The following is a 25,212-nucleotide window of genomic DNA, read 5'->3' as shown; positions in this document are numbered from 1 at the left end:
CAACACAAAAACACCATGATTTCTGAACTATCGACATCACCACTTAAATTTCGCTTTGTGAAATATAGCTTCTGGCTTCTGCTGGTCGTGATCATTGCGGTGGCATGGTATGTCGATCAAGTAAACTATCGCCGCTTAATCGCAATAGAAAAGAGTCGCTCGACCGAGGAAGTGAATGTCTACCGCACTAAAATAGAGGGTATTCTGGCAAAAAATGTACAACTTGTCAGAGGGCTAGGCATTGCCCTTTCAGGTCAATCCGAGCTATCTCAAGCTCGCTTCGAACAGCTCGCAAAACCCTTATTCGATAGTAGCCGAACCCTTCGCAATATCGGAGCAGCCCCAAATATGCGGCTCGACTATATTTATCCTTTAAAAGGCAATGAAAAAGCCATAGGCCTAAACTATCAAACCCATCCGACGCAAAAATACGGCGCATTACTCGCCAAAGAAAGTCGCGAAATCGTGATGGCAGGGCCACTAGAATTACTTCAGGGCGGGACTGGTTTAATCGCAAGAGTTCCAGTTTACACTGATAAAACCCACTTCTGGGGGTTACTCTCTGTCGTGCTCGATATGGATAACCTTTATCAACAAGCAAACTTTACCGCATTAGAAAGTCAATACCTGATTGCGATTCAAGGCGTGGATGGCAAAGGCCGAGAAGGTGATTATTTTTATGGCAACAGTAATATACATTCGCTTGCCCCCATCGCATTTAGTGTTAATGTGCCCTCCGGTGAGTGGGAACTCTACGCCGTGCCCCGCATTGGCTGGCAACCAGCAGTAACTGCGGTATGGCCTTTTCGCTTAGCAATCATCGCGCTGATTGTCATCTTTATTGCCGCATTTATCTTTATCACTCGACTGCTATCGCAACTTCAACGCAATGCCTTATCACTGACCAATATGGGCATACTCGCAGAAGTTGGCGCGTGGGAAATTAACGTCAAAACCCGTGATATTATTTGGTCGGACGTCACCCGTAGTATTTTCTGCGTGTCAAGGCAATTTCAGCCTACTTGGATGAATACGACAGAGTTTTTCAAAGCAGGTTTGCACAGAAAGCGCTTGCAAGACTGTATTGATGAACTTATAAAAACCGGCCATGAGTTCGAAGAAGAATTTATCATCCAAACCCAAAAGATGGATGACTTATGGGTGCTGGTGAAAGCACGCGCTATTCGCAGTGGCAAACGCACTAACCACATTTTTGGTTCCATTCAAAATATTCATAAACGCAAAATCATGGAGATGGAACATGATAAATTCGCCAAAAATAATGAGCTCCTTGCCCATTTGAGCTCTCACGAAGCCATCTTAAATAACCATCTCAGCAAAGCACTCACACTCTGTGCAGATACCTGTAGCAAAGGAGTGGAGGTTAATAAAGTTAGCATTTGGCAATTTAATGAGGATAAAAACCAGCTGATCCCAGTGTGTTTTTCAAATGCAGCGATGGATAACTTAGAGCACTTTCCTCCTTGGCGAAAAGCAATAGCGCCTGCGTTATTCAATGAAATTGAGAGTGGCCAAATAATTGCGGCGGAACAAGCTGAAAACCACCCAACAACAATGGCCCTCACCACAACGTACCTTGAGCCTTTTGAAATTAAGGCGATGCTTTGCTGCCCTATCAGTCATAAAAACCAAACCTTAGGCGTTCTTTGTGCAGAATACGACATAATAAGTCCAGCTTGGGGTCAAAGCGATCTCCGTTTAATGAAGTCTATCGCCGCCATGTTAGGAAGCCTTTTTATCAATAAAGCCCACCAAAAGGCAAAAAATCAAGCCATCATTGATAAAGATTTAGCAGAGCAATCCGCAAAAATGAAGGCTGAGTTTTTAGCCAGCATGAGTCATGAGATACGCACCCCACTTAATGGTGTAATGGGTATGGTTGAGCTTGTCATGCACTCACAACTCACTTCGACTCAACACCACCAGCTCTCCTTGGCACATAGTTCAGCGAAATCTTTGCTCACTATAATTAATGATATTCTCGACTTTTCCAAAATCGAGGCTGGTAAGCTAACGATAGAATTTGTTGAGTGCGATCTTATCGAGATGCTCAGTAATATGCTGTCTGGGTTTGTGCGCGCCGCTGATGCCAACAATAACCGGCTGCATATCGATTTATCAGGTATGAAAGTCCATACCGCGCAAACTGATCCGAATCGCCTCAAACAAATTCTCAATAATTTGCTAAGCAATGCAATTAAGTTCACCCATGATGGTTCAGTGACATTAAGCTGCCATACAGAACAAACGGGCGAGCAAACTCGGCTTTGGTGCAGTGTAGAAGATACAGGTATCGGTATATCAAAGGAAAAGCTCAATAAAGTTTTTGATTCATTTACCCAAGCAGATATATCAACCACTCGGCAATATGGCGGTACAGGGCTTGGTCTCACCATTGCAAAGCAACTATCTCAATTGCTCGGTGGCGACCTACAAGCATTTAGTAAAGAACACGTTGGCAGCACGTTCTCCTGTAATGTGCTACTAACTGCTGCCAAACCCATTACCGAGCATGAAAAGTCTGATAATTCAACGTTATATATATTAAGCGAAATCAATGAAGACTATAGTAAACTACTGAAGCCTTGGCATATCACGTGCTTACACGTGCAGCAACTTGATATGCTCATGACTCAGCTACAACAACCATCCTCACATCTTGCTGTTATTTTGGATGCCAAGTTACTCAATGCCATACCACGGAAAAAGCAACAAGCACTCAAAACGCAGCTAACACAACAACAGATCGCTCATGTGGTTGCCGTTGAAGAACAAAGTAGTGAAACGCTCTCGCTATTTTCCTCTTGTGAGCGGGTGTACTACCCCATTACGCCATATGCAGCACTTCAGGTGTTCAACTCTGATTATCAAGATCCAGACAAGCCGAAACCCGTCAAAGCCGATTCACCGGTCAGTGCTGAACCCTTGTTAGCACGCTCAATCTTATTAGTGGAAGATAATCGGATAAACCAAACCGTTGCGATAACCATGTTAGAACGTTTAGGTGCAAAAGTAGTCTGCCAAGAAAATGGAGAGTTAGCACTTGCACACTTGCAATCGATTAACAAACCTTACGATGTTATTCTAATGGATTGTCAGATGCCGGTGATGGATGGTTATCAGGCAACACAGCAGATCCGCCAAGGTGTTGCCGGAAAAAACCATCAGAATAGCGTGATCGTTGCACTAACCGCCAACGCGATGCAAGGTGATAGAGAAAAATGCCTCAATGCAGGTATGGATGACTACCTCACCAAACCCATTGACTTTGATGAGCTAAAAGCCAAACTTCTGCAAGTAAAACCACAGCAAACAATGCAGGCACCTTCGTCTACGGCCCAACAAAGTTAGCTCGCACACTTTGCTACAGTAAATATTGGTATTATATTGCTATTATCAAGATGATGTTATAAATCTCATCAGCAACAACAAAAATAAGGAAAGTGATGCAATTAGATACTCAAGAGCAACGTGTACTGGGTAGCTTAATCGAAAAGCAAGTCACCACCCCAGAACAATATCCAATGTCACTCAACGGCCTCACCAATGCGTGTAATCAAAAGTCAAATCGCGAGCCGGTGATGGAACTCTCTCAAAATGATGTGCTAGATACATTGACTCGCCTACAAGAAAAACGCTTAATTACCTGCGACGAAGCACTGTCTGGTCGCGTCGACAAGTACAGCCAGCGCTTTTGTAACAGTGATTTTGGTCACCTTAAAGTCAACGCGAAACAAAAAGCGATTATCTGTTTGTTGTTACTGCGTGGACCACAAACCCCAGGTGAACTGCGTACCCGCAGCAGCCGCCTCGCAGAATTCAGTTCCGTACAGGACGTTGAGTCGACATTAAGTGCGATGCAAGAACATGATTATGTGGTTAAGCTTGCCCGAGAACCAGGAAAACGAGAAAGTCGTTATCAACACTTGTTTGGTGACCAAGTCGTTGAACCAACAACAACATCGGCAGAACCCATAACCTACACACAAAATGACAGCGAAATCGAGAGCTTGATCGCCGAGATTGAGCAATTAAAGCAAGAGCTCGCCACCATCAAAGCACATTTAGGGCTTTAAAAAGCGCGTCAGCACCAACATAATAGAAGTTTATCGCCCCGATAGTATTGAGGAACCAGTATGCGTGAAGCAATCATGGCCGAAATGAAAGTTCAGCCAATTATTGACCCGGAATTTGAAGTCAAACGACGTGTCTCATTTTTAAAAGCACGATTACAAGCCTCTGGCTGCTTCACTCTTGTGCTTGGCATCAGCGGAGGCGTTGATTCGTCAACTTGTGGGCGCCTATGCCAGCTAGCTATCGATGAACTCAATGCTGAACATGGTACTGGGGCTTATAAATTTATTGCCATGCGCTTGCCGTATGGCGTTCAAGCTGATGAAGATGAAGCGCAGCTTGCACTCGAATTTATCCAACCTAGCCAGCGCTTAACAGTCAACATCAGGCCTGCGGCCGATGCTATGCACGAGCAAGCACTTGCTGCCATGGCGGGTGGAAGCGTGCCACTGCCTTCCCAAGCCAACGTGGATTTTATTAAAGGAAACGTAAAAGCACGCCAGCGCATGGTAGCGCAGTACGAAATAGCAGGCCTGACTCGCGGTTTAGTAGTCGGTACCGATCACAGCGCTGAAAACATCACGGGCTTTTATACCAAGTTTGGTGACGGCGCCTGCGACTTAGCGCCCTTGTTTGGCCTGTCAAAACGCCAAGTTCGCGCACTAGCGGCTTTTCTCGGGGCACCTGCGGGACTAGTACATAAAGTACCGACAGCCGATCTCGAATGTGACCGTCCAGGCCTTTCCGATGAAGAAGCGCTAGGACTAAGCTATGACAATATTGATGATTTCCTTGAAGGTAAGCCCGTTAGCAGTGAAGTAAACGACAAACTTATTGCCATTTATCAGCGCACCCAACACAAGCGTCAACCAATTCCTACGGTATACGACGAACAATAGTCTTGTTGGCAGGAGATAACCAGTTATTCATCCTGCCAACCCTAATTTCTCAATTCACAAGGTGATTAACGTATGAGCCCCGCAGCTGCACCTATTTTAATTACTGGTGGCGCACAGCGCATTGGACTTGCTTTGGTGAAACACTTTCTCGCTAAACAGCAAGCCATCATATTGACGTATCGCACCAAACATCAAGTTATCGATGAACTAGCATCGCTAGGTGCCATTTGTATCAAGGCCGATTTTGACGAGCCAGAAGCAATCACACAACTCAACAACCAAATTCGTGCCCATACCGACGCACTCAGTGCCATCATCCACAATGCATCGAGCTGGGATTGTGAAGCCAATAACCCTGATTTTTCAGCATTATTCGACAATATGATGCGGATCCACGCTAAAGTCCCTTATTTGATCAATCATGCCTTGAGCGACTTATTGACAGCTAGCAATAACGCCAGCGATGTGATCCATATTACTGACTATGTAGTAGAAAAAGGCAGTCCAAAACACATTGCCTATGCCGCAAGTAAAGCTGCATTAGATAACTTAACTCGGTCATTTGCCGCTAAGTTTGCACCTAACATCAAAGTGAATAGCATTGCACCTTCTCTTATCATCTTTAATCAAGACGATAGTGACGAGTACAAGGCAAAAACCTTGAAAAAGTCTATTATGGGAATTGAGCCTGGTAGCAAAGAAGTTATCAATAGTGTCGACATGATACTCTCTAGCAACTATATGACAGGACGCACGGTACAAATCGACGGTGGTCGCCATTTGAGGTAACGCATTATGCAAGATAAATTACAACAGAGTTATAAAACGATTATTGAAGCCGTGGGTGAAGATGCAGACCGCGAAGGATTATTAGACACACCCAAGCGCGCAGCGAAAGCGATGGAATATCTGACTCAGGGCTACCGTCAAACACTGGATGAAATCACCAATAACGCGGTATTCAGCTCGGATGCCGATGACATGGTGCTGATCCAAGATATAGAGTTGTACTCTATGTGTGAGCATCACCTTCTGCCTTTCGTTGGCCGTTGTCACATCGCTTATATACCTAACGGTAAAGTGCTCGGCTTGTCTAAATTTGCCCGCATTGTTGATATGTTTGCCCGACGTTTTCAAATCCAAGAGCAGCTAACTCATCAAATCGCCAAGGCCGTTGAGGAAGTCACCGGTGCAAAAGGCGTTGGCGTGATCGTTGAAGCCAAACATATGTGTATGATGATGCGTGGCGTTGAAAAACAAAACTCTAGTATGCGAACGTCTGTCATGCTTGGTAACTTCAGAAGCGACCCCAAAACCCGCAACGAATTTTTACAGCTAGTGAAAGGATAAGCACGCTATGTCGAATGCCATTATTAAGGTGACGAATTTAAGGCTACGTACCTTTATTGGTTTTAATCCCGAGGAGCGGGAGAAAAAGCAAGATGTCGTGATCAATATTGAGATTCACTACCCAGCGGATACGGCATGTTTAGATCATGATAACGTGGCTCACGCGCTTAACTACAAAACCGTGACCAAGGCAATCATCACGCTAGTAGAAGAAGGGCATTTTTTGTTACTTGAGAAATTAGTGGCTGACATACTTGCAGAATGTCACCAGCATCGAGACGTGACGTATGCGAAAGTCACTGTAGATAAACCGCACGCTTTACGGTTTGCTGACTCAGTGTCACTCACGCTTGATTGGTACAGAAGCTAAACTAAGCGATAAGACTCTGATATTCACTTCCTTGCCTTCTGGTGTTAAGAAATCATCTGTAAGGCAAGGTAAATCACCAGTGCATAACGAGCGCCTTTACCGAGCGCGACTAACACAAAAAACCACCCAAAAGAGGTTCGTAGAGACCCCGCTACCACAGTCAAAGGATCTCCGACTATGGGGAGCCAAGCAAATAGCAATGAAAACTTACCGTAACGATTAAATAGTCCACAAGCCTTATCATATTGCTGTTGAGAAACCGGAAACCAGCGCTTATCTCGCCACTTAGCGATAAACCAACCAAGATAGTAGTTCACACAGCTACCAAGTAAATTACCCATTGTCGCAGCCAGCCATAACCAAACCAGTTCGCCTTGTTGTTTCACAACGAGCCCACTCAGCGCCAGCTCCGACGACGCAGGTAATAGTGTTGCGGCAATAAAAGCAAGCCCAAATAAAGAAAGGTAAATCATATCAACGGCTATAAGAAATTGGACTTTAAGAAATCATCTAAGTGGGGCAATATACTGAAATGCGCGCAAGAGTTCAAAAACACAGACACGGAAACAAGGAATAGACATGAAAACAACAATAAAAATGTTACTACTTAGTACCGTTCTCACCACCGGATTTAGTGACTGCAAGGCCTCAAACGAAGCGCTACCACAGGCAGACGATGGCTATCAGACCTATATCCACACCGGCGACTCCTTTAAACATTTGCGATTTACGGATATCAAAAACCAAGCTATTAGGTTCGATGCTAATCACAAAAAGCTGGTGATTTTATTCGCGACTTGGTGCTCCGATTCGCAACGCTTATTGAGTGAACTAAAACAATCTGAATTACTCACCCAGGCCGAGTTAACCATCGTTGCTATTGGCCGAGAAGAAACTAACACTACACTTGAGCAATTCAACGAAACCATGCAATTGCCCATCCATTTTGTTGCCGATCCCAATCGAGATATCTACAACACGTATGCCAACAAAGGCATTCCTAGAGTCATCTTGCTTGATGAACGCAACCGAGTGATGCAAACCCTCCTCGGTGAGCAACCCAACACCTTATCAAAACTAAACTGGAATTAACGAGGTAACTATATGAATCCAGAAGTCGTTAGCATTCTCACGATGGCCAAAGTTATCCAAACCGCCGTTGCCCCTGTATTTTTAATTACGGGTATTGCTGCGACCTTAGGGGTACTATCAAACCGCTTAGCACGGATCACGGATAGGGCGCGTTTACTCGATCGCAAGATCAATACCACGCAAGATGAAGAACTCAAAATGCACTTTAGCCGTGAAATGCGCGCACTGTTAAAACGGTCTCGTTTTATTCACGTTGCATTTAGCATGAGTGTACTCAGTGCGTTGCTTGTGTGTGCAGTGGTTATGCTGCTGTTCATGTCCCACTTGTACAGTATGCCATTGGGTATTACTTTATCGTCTTGTTTTATCGCGGCTATGGTGCTGCTTATTGGCGCGTTTGTCTCTTTGCTTGGAGAAATCTTTTTAGCCACCCGCAGTATGCGCAGGGGCATGATATTCAAAGACATCGAGAGTTGATTATTTAAAACTAGTTGCCTCCGTCACAGGGCACTTATCGCAATTGTTTGATTATATTTGTAATTTACATTGAAAATAGGGAAAAATATTAGGGGTTTACTATGAAGAAACTACTTACCGTCACACTATTTAGCTGTCTTGCAGCAACAGCGCAAGCTAACACTATGTTTGAATCGGCTGATGATGCAATTGAATACCGCAAAGCGTCTTTCCAATTGATCCGTTTCCAAATTGGCAATATGGGCGACATGCTAAAAGGCAAAGTACCATTTGATGCCGAAGTATTTAAACAACGTGCTCACAATGCTGCGCAATTATCGCAAATGCCTTGGGAAGCATTTATCGACGGTTCTGACAAAGGCAATACTGATGCCCTACCAGCCGTTTGGTCAAACAGAGCTGAGTTCGATGGTAAAGCCAAGCAATTTGCCGAGTATGCTCAAGCACTGGCTGTTGCAGCTGACTCTGGCGACAAAAAGCTGATTGCTTCTGCATTTAAAGATTGGGCAAAAGGCTGTAAAGACTGCCATAAATCTTTTAAAGATTAATCAAAACAAAACAGCCGCATATTTGCGGCTGCTTACTATCTGAATATCTCGTCACTTGCTTGGCTATCACCAACGACACAATAACTCAGACATCGCATTGAGTAACCCACAGCCCTGCTTAATCACACAGCCAAATTGAATTACTGTCAGTGCTAGACTCGTAGATAACGTTTAATGATCAGTCATCAATATAGTCGAAATCATCATCGCCTAGATTTCTACGTAGGCGTTTTTGCTCTAAGTAGTCGTCTAGCTTTCTTTTGACTTTACGCTTTTGCTTGTCATGTTGGTTACGACCCAACTTTTCAAATTCATCGTCTGCAAAATCATCATCAAGCGCATCGTAAGAGAATGTCTTACCCACAACTAACTCCAAAATAAAATAGTCATTAATAAAATGAGAGCCGTCTCTCAAGATCACTATTTAGCGCTAAATTGTCATTCTGAAAAGTGAGAGTTTCTTATCCTTACAATAAAAATTTTTTATCGCCTAATTCATTTTGACAAAAACAACTATATTTTAGTCAATTTCATCACTTTTAGAGCACATTAACTTTCAACAATATAACACAATATATTGATTTTACTTGGGTTTATACTTGGCACTGTTCTTGTAACAACAATCATGAAACTGAGCCAATAAGGATCGACCATGAATAAAATTTTACTACTAACAGCAGCAACAATGATGACAACCACCGTCGCTGCACACGAAAAAAATAACATCACATTTAGCGGTGACAATTGTGAAGTAGAATTTCAGAATGACGTTAGGATCACACCTGATAACTTGGTGATCACAACGGCCAAAAACAAAACAGCTGAGATCAACAACCTTGGCGAGCTGACACTCAATGGCGAGCGCATCGCACTTAATACACAGCAAAAAACGATGCTCACGCAATATGGTGATGAACTAAGAGGCCGCCTACCACAAGTGGCTGATATTGCTTTTGAAGGCATAAAACTAGCGGGCGTCGCCCTTAATGAAGTGGCACACACCTTTAATTTAACCAGTTTAGATAGCATCCATGCTGTGATCGATGATCTTGAAACAGAAGTGCAAAATACGTTTTATCAGCAAGGTGCGTTTGTGATGGGCAAGCAAACCTTTGATGAGTTTGGCCAAAATTTTGATAATCAGTTTGAAGAAAAAATCGAGACCGCAGTACAAGGTGCCATGATGCAATCGATAGGTAGCTTACTGGTTGCGATTGGCAACGAAATGTCAGATGCAAACGGTGATATGAGCAGCTTTGAACAACGTATGGAAAACTTCGCAACACAAATCGAAACCAAAGTTGAACAACAGGCAGAATCTATTGAGAAAAAAGCCGACGCACTGTGTGGCGACTTTGAACAAATCGCGAAAAACGAAGCCATTGTCGCAAAGTCTATCCCCGCCATGTCAGAGTACCAACTGTTTAAATTTAAATAATCTGACGTTGGCATAACTTACATTTAATTAAGGGTACGTTATGCCAACCCTTTCCTTTGTGCATCAGCCAGCTCCCCCAGCGTTTTAATCGCTTGCTCTACCGACGCATCCCACGGCAAGCCATAACTGATACGTATACAATTTTGATACTTTTTGCTGGCACTAAATAGCGTACCAGGCGTAATACTGATCCCACACTCCAGGGCTTTTTGGAACAACAAGGCACCATCGACGTGCTTACCTAAGTCTAACCACAGCACACAACCGCCTTGCGGGCGACTGACTCTTACCTCACTACCAAATGCAACATTCACCGCTTGGATCATACGGTCTCGATTCTCAATTAACCGTTTACGGACCAACTTTAAATGGCGCTCGTAGCCTCCGGAGCTGAGAAAATCCGCTAGTGCCCATTGATTCATTAAAGATGATGAGCAACTCAACGCACGTTTTATGCGCTTTGCTTTTGCACTAAATTGACTGGCGACCATCCAACCCACCCGATAGCTAGGCGCTGCGGTTTTTGAAAATGACGCACATGTGATCACTAAGCCCTTTTGGCTAAATGCTTGTGCCGGAATGCCACGCTGCTCGGTAAAATATAAATCGCCATACACATCGTCTTCTATCAACACCACGTCACGTTGCTCTAATAGCGCCACCAGCTGCGCACGTCTCGTATCAGGCATAAAACTACCAAGCGGGTTACTAATACTGGTAGAAAACACACACGCTCGAATATCATGCTTTTCAAGTGCCCGTTCAAGGTCGCTCAGCCAAATGCCATCATCTGGGCAAACAGGTATTTCAATGGCCTTTAACCCTAAGTTTTCAGCCAGTTCAACAATGCCAAAATAACAGGGAGATTCAATCGCTATCACGTCTCCGGGCTTGGTTACCGCTTGTAACGCAATCGCCAATGCTTCTTGCGCGCCATTGGTGATCACCACTTCATCCATGTCTATTGCTAAACCCATATCCAAATAACGCCGCACGATTTGCTTTTTTAAGCTATCTAAACCGTCCATAGGGCCATAATTAATGAGTTCGTTCCCTGCTTCTTTCATTGCGCGGCGCATAATTTTGGCAAGAACCTGCTCAGTACCAGCAATGGCGATGGGGTTGGCGATACCTAAGGGGATTGCATGTGGCTGATGGATCCCCTTATACACTTGTTCAATCAACGCCTGCTTGTTCACCACCACAGGTTTGGCGGGCAATCGTGCACGCTTCGGTGAGTCGTTGTGCGAAGTTCTGTGACATAAAAAGTAGCCGGACTTCTCTTTGGCAGTGACTTTTCCCAGATCTTCAAGTGCTTGATAAGCCTGCTTTACCGTTGGGATACTGACATTTAAGTTTTGTGCCATAACACGCAATGAGGGAAGCTTTTCGCCCGGTAAAATGGACTCTTGTTCTGCCATCGACAAGATCATTTGGATCACCTGCTGATAGAGAAAGGCGGAATGTTGGCGTTGAATAACGGTACTCATAAGCAATAATCTGTATAGGTATAAATTAGCAAATTCTGTATATAGCTTATACAGAATAACAGCGTAAACTACAGACTTCCACTGCTGTTTGAATCTAGAGCCGATCATGAAAAATCTATTTCTTTACGCCATCACTGTGTTGATTTGGGGATCAACATGGCTTGCCATTGAATACCAACTTGGCAGCATCAACGAGTTTGTGTCGCTGTTTTACCGCTTTGGCCTCGCCGCGGTTTGTATGTGGGCGTTTGTCATCTATAAGCGTGTGCCAATGCGATTTTCTCGCCGAGATCACGGCTTTTTCATCCTCTTAGCGCTGTGTAATTTTGGTGCTAACTATCTCTTCTTATATTGGGCTCAGGCACATTTAACGTCAGCGATGGCATCAATTGCATTTTCATTATTATTGGTCGTTAACATCGTCAACACTAAGTTGTTTTTTGCCAAACCTATTGCAAAGCGAATTTACTTTGGTGCATCACTGGGCACGCTTGGGATAGTCAGCTTGTTTTGGCACGACTTGGTCGCATTTGATTTGCAAAGCGAGGCCTTCTTGGGATTATCATTAGCTCTATTAGGAACGGTGGTCGCGTCACTCGGTAATATGGTGAGCGTACGCAATTCTAATCAGCAAATTGATGTTATGGCGGGAAATGCGTGGGGCATGCTTTACAGCGCTGTCATGTTAGCAACCTATGTCGCCTTTAGTGAACATCAGTTTATCAACCAAGCGCCGGCATCATATTGGTGGTCTCTGATTTACCTTAGCGTGTTTGGCACCGTCATTGCCTTTGGTTGTTATTTCTCACTACTCAAGAATATTGGGCCTGAGAAAGCGAGTTATTTGATAGTGTTATTTCCTTTTGTTGCCGTGGCCTTGAGTACCTTATTTGAAGGCTTTGAGTGGCAGCAAAACACCTTTATTGGATTTATTTTGGTCATCCTAGGTAATGCGATTGTACTCACGCCTTTAGATCGCATCTACGCTTGGTTGTCCATTCGGTCCCCAGTTAGAAGTTGAAGTCTTACCAATGCTTTAGCTTCTTACTTTTCAGCGCCATTTTATAATGGCGCTTTTTTTATGTTCAGAGCTCGGCGACAGCAAGTTATCGTCGCAGGCGTGCGCCCAACAATCTCGCCATCAGCCTCAATGTCATACCCCTCTTGTGCGATATAAAGCTCTGCAATGCGGCCGTGGTGCACATTTCTTGTACCCATATGGCGTTTAAGTAGCATATTGACAAACAATACCATCCGCTGCCAATGCGTTTGCGGCGTGAACCATAGTAGCTCCAGCTGACCGTCATCAAGGCAAGCCATAGGAGCAGGAGTTAACCCTGCCCCAAAGTGTTTGCCATTCGCAAGTAACAACATCATACCCTGCTCAGGCCACGTATTGCTGTGATAGCGAATGAGTTTGGCAGTAAATAGCGACATTAATCCCGCATAGGTATAGCTCAGCTTTCCTAGCCGTTTGGTTTGTCCTAAGTTATTCATGACATGCGCGTTAAAGCCAATCCCAGCAACATTGACAAACCAGCGCCCGTCCACTTTACCCAAATCAATAGTTGTGACCTGATCTGCAAATACAGCTGCTCGCCACTGTGCTTTGGAATAATGAAACTGCCGAGCAAAATCGTTGCCAGTCCCCGCTGGCAGCAGCGCAAGCGTGTTATCCCGTTCAGCAATGGCATTGGCGACTAGGTGCAAAGTGCCATCTCCCCCAATCACCACCACGCTAACTCCCGCCGTAGCAGCTTGAGCAATTGCGTCCCTATCTGCGACAAAGTTTCCAGTGGTATTAAACCAAGTTGCCGTCAACTGTTGTTGTGTTAATTGTTGCTTTAACCATGCAATTTGCGCTTTCCCCTCAGCACCCGCTAAAGGGTTGACCACCACCAGCATAAAAACCCTTAAATACAAAAACTCAACTTATATGAATAAAAAACCAAAACTAAAACCAAAAATCAAAAACAAAAACCACAAACACACATACTAATTGGGCTGCAGCCTAGTCAAGACAATCGCAACCATGCATAAACATGCAAAGAACCCATTAAAACAAAAATGAACAAACCATTAATTCATTAGTTATTTTTATCCGAAAACATCAATTTTTATCGTTTTAAATTTAAACAAATTGCGTGCAAAATAGCCTTGTTTTCAATCATAGCTTATTAGGAGCCAGACATGCTTAATTCAGCTGCACCTTGCAGCCCATCACAAAACACGTTTAACCAAACACAACCAACTAAACAACGTCGTATCAATTGGACGAAGTGGTTGGCAGTATGTGGTCAACACTTAGCGTTAAAAGACGTGATTATGTATAAGTAAGTCTGCACAGAGCATGGCGCCCCAACCCGCCATGCTCTCGTCAGCATTTGTTTCAATAGACCATAAAAGCACCTCTTCAACCAGCATTTTTGTACAAAACCTCTTCGTCAAACCGCTAATTTCTAGCACAATTTTAAAAAAACCTCACTTTTAGCACATTTTTTAAGCAAACAGTTTAAAAACGGTTTACAGCGCCTAAATCGCTAAGTATTATCTTTGCCCATGGAGAGATGGCTGAGTGGTTGAAAGCACCGGTCTTGAAAACCGGCATACGTTAATAGCGTATCTAGGGTTCAAATCCCTATCTCTCCGCCATTTTTAAAGTATTGCGCCGGAGAGGTGGCCGAGTGGCTGAAGGCGCTCCCCTGCTAAGGGAGTATAGGGTTTGTAGCCCTATCGAGGGTTCGAATCCCTCCTTCTCCGCCATCACTTATAAGAAAACCGCTTAATTGCGGTTTTTTTATGTCTGCGATTTATCACTTCCACACACAACTGGTCAGATGTCTTTAACCTATGCTATGTTGAGATCTGATTGGAGAAATGAGTGTGACTAATGAAAATACATGTCTTAGAAGGCTATATTCAACATATTTATCTGGTTGAGCACGAAACTGGCCTGCTGTTACTCGATGGTTGCTGTCGTGCCGATGTTGAGTTGGTCTGCAACTACATCCTACAACTGCACAAGCCACTAAGCGCACTCAAGCTGATTGTGGTCACGCATATGCACCCAGATCATGCCGGTGGCGCGCATAAACTCAAAAAACTCACCGGCGCAAAGATTGCGGCCGCAAATGCTCCCAGTCAGTGGTATCGTGGCATTGATGGTGTCATGATGCACCTCTCCGATATGGCGCTGGCACTTTGGGTTGCTAGGAGAAAGCGCAAGGCCAAGCGTAACCTTTGGTATCCAAGACAATTATCACCAGATTTTTTCCTAGCCGACGGTGATAGCTTGCCCTACTTTAACGAATGGCAAGCGATACACACACCCGGTCATACGGATAGAGATTTGAGCTTGTATCATCTCCCCAGTAAGCGCATCTATGTAGCGGACTTGACGGTAAAAGTAAAAGGGCAATTTGTTGCGCCTTTTCCGGTATTCTATCCACGCTTGTATCGTCAATCTCTTGCCAAAGTAAAGGCACTACAACCCCACTCCGTGATCTTGGCGCATCAAGGAGAGGTACTTGCAGAAGAAATTGATTTCAACGCATTGATAGCCCGCGCGCCCAAGCAACCAATGACACATTGGCGCTCGGTGAAGAAGAAGACCAAAAAAGCACTAGGGTTAGGAAACTAGCTTTCGTTGATAACTCGCACCAACTGCGCGATGTCCTCCTGACTATTATAAATATGTGGTGAGACACGAATACCGTAGCGACGATTATCCACAGCAATGTCCGCACGCTTAAGCTGATCCATCACTGACTCATGCCGCGAGCCAAAATGCAAAATAGCGGTCCCCGAGCAAGCACTCTGTGCTGTAGGAGAGCGATAAAATTCAGGCAATGCCGCTTGTAACTCAGATAACAAAGCAAAGTTGTACGCTCTTACTTGCTCAACCCCAAGCTCGGCAAAATAGCCAAGGCTGTGCCCCGCATAGATATAAGGTGCCACACTTGGTGTACCGCCCCAAAAACGCAGCGCACTTTCACTCAGCGCAAAATGGTGAATATCAAACTCGAATGGATTTTGATGCGAAAACCAGCCAACGTCTTTTGGTTCGCAATAAGGCAAGACATCCTCATTCACCCAGATGAAACCGGCGCCAGGGCCACCGCAGCTCCATTTCACACAAGAGCCGATAACGCAATCCGCGCCCCACTCGCTTAAATTTATTGGTAATACACTAAGTGACTGAGCAATATCGATAATACTTCGACAACCATATTGGTTAGCAAGGCTAATGATGTCAGCGACAGGCGCTTGCTGACCGCTGTTCGAATAAACATGACTGACAAATACCCAGTCAATTTGCTCGTCAATATATTGCTGCCACACGCTAAGGTCGTGCATATTCATCGCTTCGGGAATATAAACAATCTCAATATTGTCCAGCGCGTTTTGTAACGCAAATCCCATGCTGGGGAAGTCTTGCTCACTCATCAATACGCGTACTTTGCGAATGCCACTTTCGGGCAAACTCATCGCCCATTTCGTTAAACCACTGGAAAGGTTTGTTTGCGGACAAAACAGGCGCGCATCAGTGTGTAATAGGGAAGCTAGGGCTGAGGTAAAGCGATCAATACCGCTTAGCCACTGCTGCCAAGGCTCTTGGTTTTGTTGTTGCCAGGGCACCATAAATTGCTGATGAAAATCTTCCGCTGCCGATTTCAACATACGACCAACGGAATGACTCAATAAATAGCGACCCGTAGGCAAGTGAAAATCATCCCTATATTGCTTCATGCTTAACCCCTATTGCTTGGCGTAATCGTTTTAAATCATGATGCCGAGTAAAGATATCATCGCGCTCGGCTGCAGCTCGCCTATCTCTTAAGTCCGCGAGTTCTTTGAGTAAGACTTCAATCGGTGGACCACTGGCGGTCACTTTGCTTAAGTGCTGTTGCTGCATCGCCTGCGAAGGTTTGGCGATATACTTTTCGACGAGTTGATTGTGATGTTGTATGGCCGTATCTCCATGCAGCTTACACACTTGTATAAACAAGCTACAAGCAGGGCCAAACCAATCACTTTTCGGTCCTTTCAATGCACTCAGAAACGCATCCATTAAATTAGGCGTACGCATGCATTCACGCAGGGTTGCTTGGTCTTCTGGCATCATATAGAGGAATTTTTCCACCAGCATTTGACCGTAACTAATGTCATTAGCCGGGCATAACCCCAACATCATATCGATAACATTGATACCCGCAAAATCTCCAGCGTTTGCGCCACGATAGACCTCTTTACCAACTCGGTATGGTTTGTAATAGGGTCGTACAACGTAAAAGAATGCCTCGGGATCTAGTTCCTTAAATAACTCTCGATTAGACTCTATCACCTCAAGCAGCGCTTGCTTAACTTGTTTGAGTAGCACCAATGACATGGGATGGGAAATTCCCAAATGATGCACCTTCATTAACGATTCGGACGCGCGTTTATAGGCAAGAATGGCCTGAGTATTGTAGTCGATGAATAAGCGCTCTGCCGGATGAGAAGTAAAGCGCTTATACACGCCGTTGATTGCGCGGTTGTGTGTGGTGAGATGAGCCGTTGCGAAGCGCGGCGTAACTCCCAAAGAGGCACCAATGTGCATGGCCAGTGCCGATGCTTGCGTTAGTGGAGACACCTTTTCACGGCTTGGCTCGGTAATTTCGTGGCGTCTGCATGCAGCCATAAATAGACCAACGTTACCGAGTAAGTCGAATGCTTGCTCAAAGCCCTCGTCGGTATTGCCTTCTTCTAGCAAGGCTTGGACTAGCTGATTACCTTCTTCTAATAACTGTGCTTTTAGCGTTTCACCAACGCCTTCAACGTTTGCTTTATCCTGTTGCTGCCAATAAAGATGCTCAAGCTTGTCGTTAAGGTCGACAAACGGACCTCTAATCCAAGCGTCAAATTGTACGGCTAATGGACTCATGATTACTTCTCGTGATTATTCCACAGTTAAGGCTAGCAAATCACCATGAGCATAATTTGCCAATTTTCTCTAAAAGTTTAATACTGATTAGCAAGAATCACTCTTTTATTTGGTTTATGTCGGTAAATCTAGATACCAAGGACAAATTGCTCCTTAACGCTTTGCAACATAACGCACGTTTGAGTAATGCCTCACTCGCCGAAAAGGCAAACCTTTCCGATACTCCCTGTCTTCGACGCGTAAAACGCTTACAAGATACAGGAGTAATTTCAGGCTATCATGCGGCACTTGATAGAGCACAAGTTGACTTAAGTATTCTGGTTTATGCATTTATAAAACTCAGTGAAAATACCGCAACCGCAGCGCATTTATTTGAACAACACGTGGAATCTGAAGATCAGGTGATTAGTTGTTCGGTGATCTCAGGAAGTCATGATTACCTATTGGAAATCGTAGCAAAGGATTTGCCCAGCTATGAACAGTTCGCCAAACATCAACTGGGCGCCTGTAAGGTGATTAGCGGGATTGAATCAACGATTGTCCTCAAGCAAACTTTTGCAAAACGCATATTACCGATCCGCTAACCATTTTTATCGTCATCTGTTCTCGCTATACTGCATGTGATTTTATGCTCATAAGGACCGACTATGCGCCACTACCTTACCTCCACAGTATTTGCTTTTAGCCTGTTTGCTTCACCTTTGGTCATCGCACAAGACTGTGTTACCCAAGTGAGTGATATGTCGCTATTCACCAAGAGCAAAAAGTCGGGATTATTCCGCGAAGCGATCGATAAAGGCCCCGTCACCGTCGATGTGGGGAATGTAAAAAACTATAACGATTATATTCGTTCGACTAAGCAAATTATTGAAAGCCGCAATCCTCGCGCTACACTGCCATGCCCGTTAATAACGCCCACAGCAAAATTACTTAACCTGACAATCCCCAAGGTAAGTGACTTAATCGCGCCATTTTCACTTGAGCATGACAACAAAGATCACGCCATTTTACTTATCCATGGTCTGACCGATTCTCCTTTTACTTTTCACTACCTTGCGTCAGCGCTCTATGAAGCAGGATACAATGTCAGAACCATGTTACTGCCAGGCCACGCGACTGCACCAAGCGATTTAACCGAAGTTGATATTGACGATTGGCAAACCCATACGGATTATGCCATCGCACAGACGAGCCAAGATTTTAAGCATTTTTCCGTACTTGGTTACTCCACTGGTGCCGCCATAGTGCTGAGTAGCATAGCGAAGCACAAGCCCAAGAATTTAGGCTCTGTTGCACTTATTTCACCCGCCACAGAGCCACATAATAAGAACGGTTGGCTAGCCAAATGGATTGATTACGTGCCATTTGTCAATTGGATAGATGAAGACGCCGATTTGGATTTCGCCAAATATGAATCTTTCCCATGGCATGGCGCAACGTTAGCCCATCAGGCTATGGCGCCACTCAAATCACTCACCACTTTGCCAGATGTACCGATGTTTATCAGCTATAGCGATGTCGATACCACCATAGACAATCATGCAACGGCAAAGCTGCTAGAAAAATGGCAACCTAAATCAACATTGACCCAATTTATCTACTCGGAAACGCCATCGACTAAGCAAGGTGTGAATTATCGGAGCGTGAAAGCCGACAACATTGTCGATATGTCTCATATTGGTATTTTGCAGCCACCTGAACATATTTTTTACGGCCGCAAAGGGCCTTATCGTAATTGCACCAGTTACCACTTAGAAGACCAAGCCTTCATTAACTGCCGCACAGGTAAAACCGTCCATTTTGGCGAGCGTCACGAGAAAAGCATGACGCAATACACCGCTCTTGCGCGGATCACGTTTAACCCTGATTACAGTAACTTTGAGCAAGCACTGCTCGCATTTTTTGACGGCCACAATGACTGAGTACCAACATAGGTTTATTCATTCTCTAACTGAAGTGACAGAAGCACAGTGGGACTGCGTTTCACCATCACATGTATTTACGAGCTACGCGTGGCTGCTTGCATTAGAGTCGAGCGGCTGCACCAGCAAAGAGACTGGCTGGATACCACATCACCTAATGATTGAACGCCAGGGCGAGTTGATTGCAATTTTACCAGGCTATATTAAATCGCACTCTTATGGCGAGTACGTTTTTGATTGGGCTTTTGCTGAAGCCTACGAGCGCCATGGATTAGATTACTATCCGAAATGGCTATGTGGCGTCCCCTTTACGCCAACTCAAGGGCCAAGAATATTAACTAAACGTCTATCTTCTTGCTTGCTTGAATATATTGACGCTACGCTCACGAGCCTCGCCCAACTAGGCATTAGTGGAGTCCATATTAATTTTTGTCGTGAAAGCGATTTTCTCACTCAAAGTCATTTAACGATGCGCCGCAATGTGCAATTTCATTGGCATAATCGAAGTTACGCCGAGTTCGATGATTTTCTCGCACGACTCACATCAAGAAAGCGTAAAATGGTCATGAAAGAGCGCCAAGCTGTGACAGCCCAGGGTATTAACATAAGTTGGACTGTTGGCAGAGAAATAAGCACAGCACAACTTGATGCGTTTTTTCTTAGTTACCAGCTCACCTATCTTAAGCGATCGCGACACCACGGCTATCTCTCTCGCGACTTTTTTCAGCAAGTTATCACCTCGATGCCAGATAAGTTTCGTCTTTGCTGCGCCTACTTAAACCACGAAATTATTGCCACTAGTTTATATCTTGTGGATGGTGATACCTTGTATGGTCGCTATTGGGGCGCAATTGAGGATAGTTACGACTTTTTGCATTTTGAGCTGTGTTACTATCAAGGCATAGAGTACGCCATTGCTAATCAGCTTGCTGTCTTTGACGCGGGTGCTCAAGGCGAGCACAAGTTAGTGAGGGGTTTTGAGCCGGTGTGGAGGCAATCGTATCACCGCTTATTTCAACCTGACTTTCAACACGCGCTTGAGGATTTTACCAAGCGCGAAGCAGACGCACTCGGGCATTACTTTACCGAGTGCCAAGCAAAACTACCGTTTAAACACCAATAAGCGATTATTAGCCGGCATCGTATAGTCTTGCTGTAGTGTAAGTTCTTGCTCTGCCGCAAGCGCCAATACCCATTCTTGATCGCGAATACCACTCTCTTTGTCTTGCGACTTTAAATACGCATCAAACTCTCGGTTACTCTCGCTGGTAAATTCACCTTGATAATTAAACGGCCCATAAACTATCAGGTAGCCGCTTTCTTTAAGGTGTCGTCCAACGCCTGCAATTAAACGCTCTACGAGCGTTGATGACACAATGTGCAAGGTATTAGCGGTATAGATCACATCATAACGCTGATTAACAGGCCACCCATGGTGTAAGTCTAGCGCCAATGGCGGTAAAGCATTTTCTAACTCAGCGTCATCAAGCCACGCTTGAATACCTGCGTGATTAACCTCCCTGTCCGCCGTCTGCCACGTTAAATGCGGTAACGCCGCAGCAAAGTGCACCGCATGCTGACCCGTACCAGAACCTACCTCTAGCACTTCCAAAGGTTTATTTAGATAGGGAGTGAGCTTTTCTAATATTGGCTGTTTATTGTTTTCACACGCTTGAGAGTAAGGTTTTGTCATCTCGTTTGCACTATTTTGATCGATTTATGCGCCTCATTGAGGCAAGAATTTATCTCAATTGCAAGGCAAATAGCTAAAACTTCCACTAAGCAATTAAAATTAGAAAAGAAATTTATTTTGGTACAACTTCTGCTAAGTTTAAAGAGTACTAAGAGGAGAAGCGAGCATGAAAATTTCAGAGATCACCCAAATGCCAAGCCAACTTAAAAGCGAAGGACTTGTTCTGAAGAAGCGTAAAAATACCTTCACGAAAAGTCGCGCTTACCGACAAGAAGTCGCCAACCTGATGCAACTCGAAGAACAAGAGAAAGAGCATTCAGAGCAGCAATATCTCCTCGGCTATAATTAAGCTGAATCACACTTTCTTAAATTCATTTCAGACTCATAGTGAGCTGCTATGGTGAATGCTAAACAAATTGTTTGGCAGTGCGAATACTAAAGCTTGAATTGCCAACCAAACGATGTAATGATAACCATTATCATTACATCGTTTGGTTTTGTATTTATGCAGCTAGCTACTTTATTACAAACTTATCGTGCGAAGCTTAATCGCCACTGCCAGCGACCACAACTTGAGGCGCCGCTCTTGGTTGCGGAATATATTTCAGCAGGCATAGGCATGGCAAAATGGTACGAGCGCCATAATAACCCGCTGCTGCAAGAGCTTTATCTTAAAAATACATTGTCCGAACTGTTAGAACAGATTGCCGATCCACTCGTTGATACAGCCATACGTAAACAATGCATGGATCAATTATTTAAACCTTTGTTGGCACTAAAACGGTTTTATAAACATCACCATACTTCGTCACGGCAATTTTTGAAGCTCCAGCGAGATGCGTGCCAAACCTGCCAGCAGTTTAACCCTTTTTATTAGGAGCAACGATGACTACATTTCGTCAAGAATCCGATAGTATGGGAACATTAGATGTTCCTGAGCATGCGCTCTACAAAGCGCAAACACAGCGTGCTGTAAATAACTTTCCTATTAGCGGGATCACAATGCCAAGTAGCTTTATCAAAGCATTGGCCTACATCAAACAAGCCGCAGCGGAAACCAATCAATCCCTTGGCCATCTATCAAGTGATAAAGCAAAAGCAATTGTGAGTGCCTGTCAGCAGCTAATCGATGGCAAACACTTAGATCAATTTCCAGTGGATGTCTTTCAGACTGGTTCTGGTACCAGTTCAAACATGAATGCCAACGAAGTGATAGCTACTCTAGCTACTGAATTAAGCGGTGTCGCAATTCATCCTAATGATGACGTTAACATGGGCCAAAGCTCAAACGATGTGATCCCAACAGCGATTCACGTGAGTAGTGCAATCACAGCAGTGTATGACCTTCTGCCTGCACTAAAACACTTATCTAGTAGTATTGAACAAAAAGCAGAGCAAGTTGGCCATCACGTCAAAACTGGCCGGACGCACTTGATGGATGCAATGCCGGTGACCTTTGCACAAACATTAAGTGGCTGGCAAGCGCAAGTAGATAATGCCTGTCAGGGCATTGTTCATTCCTTAGAAAAAGTCTACGAGTTAGGTCAAGGTGGAACAGCGGTCGGCACAGGTATTAATGCCGATCCACAGTTCGCTAAATTATTTAGCCAAAACCTGAGCACTAACATCGGGATCCGCTTCAGTAAAGGCAACAACTTTTTCTATCATATCGGCTCACAAGACGCGATTGTGGGACTTTCAGGCCAACTTAAAACCTTTGCAGTAGCACAAATGAAGATAGCCAATGACTTGCGCTGGATGAATTCAGGACCGCTTGCTGGCCTAGGTGAAATCGAGCTTGAGGCGCTACAACCAGGCTCTTCAATCATGCCAGGTAAAGTAAACCCAGTTATTCCAGAAGCGGCTGCAATGGCCAGTGCTCAAGTGATAGGTAATGACGCAACGATTAGTGTTGCAGGCCAGTCTGGCAATTTTGAGCTGAATGTTATGCTGCCAGTGATTGCATTAAATATTTTGCAAAGCATTGAGATCCTCTCAAATACCGCGAGGTTACTTGCGGACAAAGCTATTTCAAGCTTTAAGGTGAATGAGCTGAATATTCAAAAGGCACTGGCTAAAAACCCGATTTTAGTTACCGCATTAAATCCTGTGATCGGGTATGAAAAAGCAGCACAAATTGCCAAGCTTGCCTACAAAGAAGGACGCCCAATTATAGAGGTCGCTGCTGAGCAAACCGATCTGAGTGAACACGAGCTCCAATCATTACTCGATCCGCAAAAACTCACCAAAGGCGGTCTATAGCGCTGTCCCTCACAGCCTGCGATCACATATAGTGTATGCAGGCTGCAGAGCTTGCTATTCCTTAAGGACTTGCGTAGTTTAATTAGCAAACATTAGGAGAGCATATAATGAACAAGATGATCCCCACTTTACTGGCAACCTTTTTGCTGTTTGGTTGCCAAGAAGAAGTAACTAAAGAAGAAACTGTAGAACAAAAAGCACAAGAAACTAAGCCTGTAAGCGAAAACCACACCGAAATTAAAGAATCAAAAGAAGCAAGCTTACCTATTCAACAAGATGGTAAAAAGCTCGACACCTCTGACATCAAAACCCATAAACAGTCATTGGAAAGCGTGGTGGCCGACAAAAGCTGTGATAACGATACCCAGTGTAAAGTCATTGCCGTTGGCGATCGTGCCTGTGGTGGCCCTTCTTCTTATCTAGTGTATTCAACAAGATCAGCAGATGAGGCCCAAGTTAAGCAGTTAGCGGAGCAAATTACTACATTAGAGCGCGCCTATAATATGCAAAATCAGATGATGAGTATCTGTCAGCATTTAATTGAACCCGCAACACAATGCGTTGAAAATAAGTGTGTTAAACTAGAAAATAGTCGTCCTACATACTAGAGGCAATAATGAAGTTAGCTATTTCTCTCGCTTGCATCGGCACACTAATTGCGGCGTTATCTGGCTGTGAAATAACACCAAGCGATGCAACAAGTCGCTCGAATGCTACGCATACACTCAGCGATATAAAAGCAAATATAGGATGTGATGCAAGCTATCAGTGTAAAGTAATTGGAGTAGGTGAGCGATTAACCTGTGGTGGACCAAGAGAATACCTGATCTACTCAACGAAGCATACTGATGAGCAAGATGTAGAAGCTGTCGTTAGCGCCATTACAGAGCAAGAAAAGCTGAATAACAAAGGAAAAGCGCCAGCGGTTAGTTGTGAACCTGTGATGCCAATACAAACACTATGTATTGCCCATACCTGTCAGGCTGTGCCTCTATAGACTGATGAGCACTCAGGTTATCGGATAAGCTCATTGATCACTGAGATCACCATCACTAACAGCGCACAAATACTCGCATTAATAATGTACTTCACTTCAAGCTGCTTCTTAATCCAATAGCTATACATAAAGCGAATTAAGTAAGTGGCTGAAGTACCAAACAATGCAAATATTACCAACAGTGCAATTAAATGAAATGACACACTAAGACCCCCTGTTTTTAGCCCATCATATCGTTAATTGACCCTTCCTTATAGCCCTTATTGCATAAAACCATATAGCAACTTCTCGCTTACAAATGCTCGGTGGATAAACCACCTCCTACCATGTTGCACTGTGCCTATACTGTGGTAGGAGCGCATTTACTTAGGTTTAGAAAACCTCGCGAGATTTTTCCGGAACTTCATTGCAAGCCATCGGCGGGTAAACCGCCTCCTACCATGTTGTACTGTGCTTATAATACTATGGTAGGAGCGAGTTTACCTCGCGAGGTTTTTAAATCACACATAGCAAAAAACCCGTTGCATCTCTGCAACGGGTTTTGATGTACATGGATGTTCGAATGTCGATGAAGTTCATGGATGAACGCTTTTCATCAACCTCTTATTTGGCCCTGGCTCGCTACGAAGTAGGATGTTCTCATTTTTTAAATAGAG

29 protein-coding genes and 2 tRNA genes are annotated in these 25,212 nt (G+C 44.3%); 23 read left to right on the top strand and 8 right to left on the bottom strand.

The window, feature by feature from the left end; translation table 11 throughout:
* Window positions 1–15 precede the first annotated feature (15 nt).
* The 6 genes from L1271_RS21710 to folX all read left to right on the top strand — a co-directional run bounded on the left by L1271_RS21710 (window position 16) and on the right by folX (window position 6,714).
* Window positions 16–3,372 (top strand): ATP-binding protein, encoded by a 3,357-nt coding sequence (locus L1271_RS21710; RefSeq protein WP_235368787.1) that lies wholly within the window; start codon window positions 16–18, stop codon window positions 3,370–3,372.
* A 95-nt stretch (window positions 3,373–3,467) separates the two neighbouring features.
* On the top strand, window positions 3,468–4,097 hold the full coding sequence (locus tag L1271_RS21705) for a YceH family protein (RefSeq protein WP_010604211.1): 630 nt from the start codon (window positions 3,468–3,470) through the stop codon (window positions 4,095–4,097).
* 60 nt (window positions 4,098–4,157) lie between these two features.
* Window positions 4,158–4,994: an ammonia-dependent NAD(+) synthetase gene (gene nadE, locus L1271_RS21700; RefSeq protein WP_010604210.1), complete on the top strand. Its 837-nt coding sequence runs from the start codon at window positions 4,158–4,160 to the stop codon at window positions 4,992–4,994.
* Window positions 4,995–5,066: 72 nt separating this feature from the next.
* Window positions 5,067–5,783, top strand: a complete 717-nt coding sequence (gene folM / locus L1271_RS21695; RefSeq protein ID WP_235368786.1) for a dihydromonapterin reductase — start codon at window positions 5,067–5,069, stop codon at window positions 5,781–5,783.
* 6 nt (window positions 5,784–5,789) lie between these two features.
* Entirely contained in the window at window positions 5,790–6,344 is a 555-nt protein-coding gene (gene folE / locus L1271_RS21690; protein ID WP_010604208.1) for a GTP cyclohydrolase I FolE, read from the top strand.
* Between the two features lie 7 nt (window positions 6,345–6,351).
* Complete coding sequence (gene folX, locus L1271_RS21685; RefSeq protein WP_095727082.1) at window positions 6,352–6,714, top strand: dihydroneopterin triphosphate 2'-epimerase; 363 nt, start codon at window positions 6,352–6,354, stop codon at window positions 6,712–6,714.
* 44 nt (window positions 6,715–6,758) lie between these two features.
* Here folX and L1271_RS21680 read toward each other — a convergent pair whose 3' ends face one another.
* Window positions 6,759–7,187, bottom strand: coding sequence for a YqaA family protein (locus L1271_RS21680; RefSeq protein WP_235368784.1), 429 nt, complete (start codon window positions 7,185–7,187; stop codon window positions 6,759–6,761).
* A gap of 106 nt (window positions 7,188–7,293) precedes the next feature.
* Here L1271_RS21680 and L1271_RS21675 point away from each other — a divergent pair, with 106 nt between their 5' ends.
* The 3 genes from L1271_RS21675 to L1271_RS21665 all read left to right on the top strand — a co-directional run bounded on the left by L1271_RS21675 (window position 7,294) and on the right by L1271_RS21665 (window position 8,831).
* Window positions 7,294–7,806 (top strand): TlpA family protein disulfide reductase, encoded by a 513-nt coding sequence (locus tag L1271_RS21675; RefSeq protein ID WP_235368783.1) that lies wholly within the window; start codon window positions 7,294–7,296, stop codon window positions 7,804–7,806.
* Window positions 7,807–7,818: 12 nt separating this feature from the next.
* On the top strand, window positions 7,819–8,283 hold the full coding sequence (locus L1271_RS21670; protein ID WP_017219384.1) for a DUF2721 domain-containing protein: 465 nt from the start codon (window positions 7,819–7,821) through the stop codon (window positions 8,281–8,283).
* 101 nt (window positions 8,284–8,384) lie between these two features.
* Window positions 8,385–8,831, top strand: coding sequence for a c-type cytochrome (locus tag L1271_RS21665; protein WP_102055819.1), 447 nt, complete (start codon window positions 8,385–8,387; stop codon window positions 8,829–8,831).
* 178 nt (window positions 8,832–9,009) lie between these two features.
* On the opposite strand, the gene L1271_RS21660 is transcribed toward L1271_RS21665, so the two are convergent.
* Window positions 9,010–9,195: a PA3496 family putative envelope integrity protein gene (locus tag L1271_RS21660; RefSeq protein WP_010604204.1), complete on the bottom strand. Its 186-nt coding sequence runs from the start codon at window positions 9,193–9,195 to the stop codon at window positions 9,010–9,012.
* A 288-nt stretch (window positions 9,196–9,483) separates the two neighbouring features.
* On the opposite strand from L1271_RS21660, the gene L1271_RS21655 reads away from it, so the two are divergent.
* The gene (locus L1271_RS21655) at window positions 9,484–10,269 is read left to right on the top strand and encodes a YggN family protein (RefSeq protein ID WP_102055818.1); all 786 of its coding nucleotides are present in this window, start codon (window positions 9,484–9,486) and stop codon (window positions 10,267–10,269) included.
* Window positions 10,270–10,307: 38 nt separating this feature from the next.
* Here L1271_RS21655 and L1271_RS21650 read toward each other — a convergent pair whose 3' ends face one another.
* A complete protein-coding gene (locus L1271_RS21650; protein WP_010604202.1) occupies window positions 10,308–11,867 on the bottom strand; it encodes an aminotransferase-like domain-containing protein in 1,560 nt (519 codons plus the stop codon).
* Between L1271_RS21650 and L1271_RS21645 the strand changes: the two genes are divergently transcribed.
* Entirely contained in the window at window positions 11,866–12,780 is a 915-nt protein-coding gene (locus L1271_RS21645; protein ID WP_039490974.1) for a DMT family transporter, read from the top strand. The two genes, L1271_RS21650 and L1271_RS21645, sit on opposite strands and share 2 nt — an antisense overlap.
* A gap of 41 nt (window positions 12,781–12,821) precedes the next feature.
* On the opposite strand, the gene L1271_RS21640 is transcribed toward L1271_RS21645, so the two are convergent.
* Window positions 12,822–13,664 (bottom strand): diacylglycerol/lipid kinase family protein, encoded by an 843-nt coding sequence (locus tag L1271_RS21640; protein WP_102055817.1) that lies wholly within the window; start codon window positions 13,662–13,664, stop codon window positions 12,822–12,824.
* A gap of 285 nt (window positions 13,665–13,949) precedes the next feature.
* On the opposite strand from L1271_RS21640, the gene L1271_RS21635 reads away from it, so the two are divergent.
* From L1271_RS21635 to L1271_RS21620, 4 genes are all read left to right on the top strand, one after another.
* A complete protein-coding gene (locus L1271_RS21635; RefSeq protein ID WP_017219379.1) occupies window positions 13,950–14,096 on the top strand; it encodes a hypothetical protein in 147 nt (48 codons plus the stop codon).
* Window positions 14,097–14,320: 224 nt separating this feature from the next.
* Window positions 14,321–14,411: transfer RNA gene (locus L1271_RS21630), tRNA-Ser, on the top strand.
* An 18-nt stretch (window positions 14,412–14,429) separates the two neighbouring features.
* Window positions 14,430–14,522 (top strand) — tRNA-Ser (locus L1271_RS21625).
* Between the two features lie 127 nt (window positions 14,523–14,649).
* Window positions 14,650–15,399, top strand: coding sequence for an MBL fold metallo-hydrolase (locus L1271_RS21620; RefSeq protein WP_235368782.1), 750 nt, complete (start codon window positions 14,650–14,652; stop codon window positions 15,397–15,399).
* Here the strand turns inward: L1271_RS21620 and L1271_RS21615 are convergent.
* Together L1271_RS21615 and L1271_RS21610 are read right to left on the bottom strand one after the other, a co-directional pair.
* Window positions 15,396–16,508, bottom strand: coding sequence for an aminotransferase class V-fold PLP-dependent enzyme (locus L1271_RS21615; RefSeq protein ID WP_102055815.1), 1,113 nt, complete (start codon window positions 16,506–16,508; stop codon window positions 15,396–15,398). The two genes, L1271_RS21620 and L1271_RS21615, sit on opposite strands and share 4 nt — an antisense overlap.
* Window positions 16,495–17,682, bottom strand: a complete 1,188-nt coding sequence (locus tag L1271_RS21610) for a PrnB family protein (protein WP_102055814.1) — start codon at window positions 17,680–17,682, stop codon at window positions 16,495–16,497. Before L1271_RS21610 ends, L1271_RS21615 begins: the two co-directional genes overlap by 14 nt.
* 116 nt (window positions 17,683–17,798) lie before the next feature.
* On the opposite strand from L1271_RS21610, the gene L1271_RS21605 reads away from it, so the two are divergent.
* The 3 genes from L1271_RS21605 (at window position 17,799) to L1271_RS21595 (ending at window position 20,727) form a co-directional block, all read left to right on the top strand.
* On the top strand, window positions 17,799–18,266 hold the full coding sequence (locus L1271_RS21605) for an Lrp/AsnC family transcriptional regulator (protein ID WP_119232257.1): 468 nt from the start codon (window positions 17,799–17,801) through the stop codon (window positions 18,264–18,266).
* A gap of 63 nt (window positions 18,267–18,329) precedes the next feature.
* Window positions 18,330–19,604 (top strand): alpha/beta hydrolase, encoded by a 1,275-nt coding sequence (locus L1271_RS21600; RefSeq protein ID WP_102055813.1) that lies wholly within the window; start codon window positions 18,330–18,332, stop codon window positions 19,602–19,604.
* On the top strand, window positions 19,597–20,727 hold the full coding sequence (locus L1271_RS21595; RefSeq protein WP_102055812.1) for a GNAT family N-acetyltransferase: 1,131 nt from the start codon (window positions 19,597–19,599) through the stop codon (window positions 20,725–20,727). The genes L1271_RS21600 and L1271_RS21595 overlap by 8 nt, the downstream gene beginning before the upstream one ends.
* Here L1271_RS21595 and L1271_RS21590 read toward each other — a convergent pair.
* Window positions 20,707–21,297 carry a DUF938 domain-containing protein gene (locus L1271_RS21590; RefSeq protein WP_102055811.1) on the bottom strand — a complete coding sequence of 197 codons (591 nt, stop codon included), beginning with the start codon at window positions 21,295–21,297 and terminating at the stop codon, window positions 20,707–20,709. The two genes, L1271_RS21595 and L1271_RS21590, sit on opposite strands and share 21 nt — an antisense overlap.
* A 166-nt stretch (window positions 21,298–21,463) precedes the next feature.
* On the opposite strand from L1271_RS21590, the gene L1271_RS21585 reads away from it, so the two are divergent.
* From L1271_RS21585 to L1271_RS21565, 5 genes are all read left to right on the top strand, one after another.
* On the top strand, window positions 21,464–21,646 hold the full coding sequence (locus L1271_RS21585; protein ID WP_010378070.1) for a hypothetical protein: 183 nt from the start codon (window positions 21,464–21,466) through the stop codon (window positions 21,644–21,646).
* 117 nt (window positions 21,647–21,763) lie between these two features.
* Entirely contained in the window at window positions 21,764–22,174 is a 411-nt protein-coding gene (locus L1271_RS21580; protein ID WP_010604192.1) for a hypothetical protein, read from the top strand.
* An 8-nt stretch (window positions 22,175–22,182) separates the two neighbouring features.
* Window positions 22,183–23,559 carry a class II fumarate hydratase gene (locus L1271_RS21575; RefSeq protein WP_102055810.1) on the top strand — a complete coding sequence of 459 codons (1,377 nt, stop codon included), beginning with the start codon at window positions 22,183–22,185 and terminating at the stop codon, window positions 23,557–23,559.
* A gap of 107 nt (window positions 23,560–23,666) precedes the next feature.
* Window positions 23,667–24,167 (top strand): hypothetical protein, encoded by a 501-nt coding sequence (locus L1271_RS21570; RefSeq protein ID WP_102055809.1) that lies wholly within the window; start codon window positions 23,667–23,669, stop codon window positions 24,165–24,167.
* A gap of 8 nt (window positions 24,168–24,175) precedes the next feature.
* Complete coding sequence (locus tag L1271_RS21565; protein WP_102055808.1) at window positions 24,176–24,556, top strand: hypothetical protein; 381 nt, start codon at window positions 24,176–24,178, stop codon at window positions 24,554–24,556.
* Window positions 24,557–24,573: 17 nt separating this feature from the next.
* Here L1271_RS21565 and L1271_RS21560 read toward each other — a convergent pair whose 3' ends face one another.
* Window positions 24,574–24,759 (bottom strand): hypothetical protein, encoded by a 186-nt coding sequence (locus L1271_RS21560; protein WP_010378060.1) that lies wholly within the window; start codon window positions 24,757–24,759, stop codon window positions 24,574–24,576.
* Between the last annotated feature and the right edge of the window lie 453 nt (window positions 24,760–25,212).

Source organism: Pseudoalteromonas sp. OF5H-5 (genome assembly GCF_021530695.1).
Lineage (GTDB): Bacteria > Pseudomonadota > Gammaproteobacteria > Enterobacterales > Alteromonadaceae > Pseudoalteromonas.
The sequence above is the reverse complement of the archived record's forward strand: the minus strand, read 5'-3'. Positions and strand labels throughout refer to the sequence as shown.

Excerpts from the sequence above, each read along its gene's own strand:
- L1271_RS21710 (WP_235368787.1), top strand. The coding sequence starts at position 16 with ATGATTTCTGAACTATCGACATCACCACTTAAATTTCGCTTTGTGAAA.
- L1271_RS21705 (WP_010604211.1), top strand. The coding sequence starts at position 3,468 with ATGCAATTAGATACTCAAGAGCAACGTGTACTGGGTAGCTTAATCGAA.
- nadE (WP_010604210.1), top strand. The coding sequence starts at position 4,158 with ATGCGTGAAGCAATCATGGCCGAAATGAAAGTTCAGCCAATTATTGAC.
- folM (WP_235368786.1), top strand. The coding sequence starts at position 5,067 with ATGAGCCCCGCAGCTGCACCTATTTTAATTACTGGTGGCGCACAGCGC.
- folE (WP_010604208.1), top strand. The coding sequence starts at position 5,790 with ATGCAAGATAAATTACAACAGAGTTATAAAACGATTATTGAAGCCGTG.
- folX (WP_095727082.1), top strand. The coding sequence starts at position 6,352 with ATGTCGAATGCCATTATTAAGGTGACGAATTTAAGGCTACGTACCTTT.
- L1271_RS21680 (WP_235368784.1), bottom strand. The coding sequence starts at position 7,187 with ATGATTTACCTTTCTTTATTTGGGCTTGCTTTTATTGCCGCAACACTA.
- L1271_RS21675 (WP_235368783.1), top strand. The coding sequence starts at position 7,294 with ATGAAAACAACAATAAAAATGTTACTACTTAGTACCGTTCTCACCACC.
- L1271_RS21670 (WP_017219384.1), top strand. The coding sequence starts at position 7,819 with ATGAATCCAGAAGTCGTTAGCATTCTCACGATGGCCAAAGTTATCCAA.
- L1271_RS21665 (WP_102055819.1), top strand. The coding sequence starts at position 8,385 with ATGAAGAAACTACTTACCGTCACACTATTTAGCTGTCTTGCAGCAACA.
- L1271_RS21655 (WP_102055818.1), top strand. The coding sequence starts at position 9,484 with ATGAATAAAATTTTACTACTAACAGCAGCAACAATGATGACAACCACC.
- L1271_RS21645 (WP_039490974.1), top strand. The coding sequence starts at position 11,866 with ATGAAAAATCTATTTCTTTACGCCATCACTGTGTTGATTTGGGGATCA.
- L1271_RS21650 (WP_010604202.1), bottom strand. The coding sequence starts at position 11,867 with ATGATCGGCTCTAGATTCAAACAGCAGTGGAAGTCTGTAGTTTACGCT.
- L1271_RS21640 (WP_102055817.1), bottom strand. The coding sequence starts at position 13,664 with ATGCTGGTGGTGGTCAACCCTTTAGCGGGTGCTGAGGGGAAAGCGCAA.
- L1271_RS21635 (WP_017219379.1), top strand. The coding sequence starts at position 13,950 with ATGCTTAATTCAGCTGCACCTTGCAGCCCATCACAAAACACGTTTAAC.
- L1271_RS21620 (WP_235368782.1), top strand. The coding sequence starts at position 14,650 with ATGAAAATACATGTCTTAGAAGGCTATATTCAACATATTTATCTGGTT.
- L1271_RS21615 (WP_102055815.1), bottom strand. The coding sequence starts at position 16,508 with ATGAAGCAATATAGGGATGATTTTCACTTGCCTACGGGTCGCTATTTA.
- L1271_RS21610 (WP_102055814.1), bottom strand. The coding sequence starts at position 17,682 with ATGAGTCCATTAGCCGTACAATTTGACGCTTGGATTAGAGGTCCGTTT.
- L1271_RS21605 (WP_119232257.1), top strand. The coding sequence starts at position 17,799 with ATGTCGGTAAATCTAGATACCAAGGACAAATTGCTCCTTAACGCTTTG.
- L1271_RS21600 (WP_102055813.1), top strand. The coding sequence starts at position 18,330 with ATGCGCCACTACCTTACCTCCACAGTATTTGCTTTTAGCCTGTTTGCT.
- L1271_RS21595 (WP_102055812.1), top strand. The coding sequence starts at position 19,597 with ATGACTGAGTACCAACATAGGTTTATTCATTCTCTAACTGAAGTGACA.
- L1271_RS21590 (WP_102055811.1), bottom strand. The coding sequence starts at position 21,297 with ATGACAAAACCTTACTCTCAAGCGTGTGAAAACAATAAACAGCCAATA.
- L1271_RS21585 (WP_010378070.1), top strand. The coding sequence starts at position 21,464 with ATGAAAATTTCAGAGATCACCCAAATGCCAAGCCAACTTAAAAGCGAA.
- L1271_RS21580 (WP_010604192.1), top strand. The coding sequence starts at position 21,764 with ATGATAACCATTATCATTACATCGTTTGGTTTTGTATTTATGCAGCTA.
- L1271_RS21575 (WP_102055810.1), top strand. The coding sequence starts at position 22,183 with ATGACTACATTTCGTCAAGAATCCGATAGTATGGGAACATTAGATGTT.
- L1271_RS21570 (WP_102055809.1), top strand. The coding sequence starts at position 23,667 with ATGAACAAGATGATCCCCACTTTACTGGCAACCTTTTTGCTGTTTGGT.
- L1271_RS21565 (WP_102055808.1), top strand. The coding sequence starts at position 24,176 with ATGAAGTTAGCTATTTCTCTCGCTTGCATCGGCACACTAATTGCGGCG.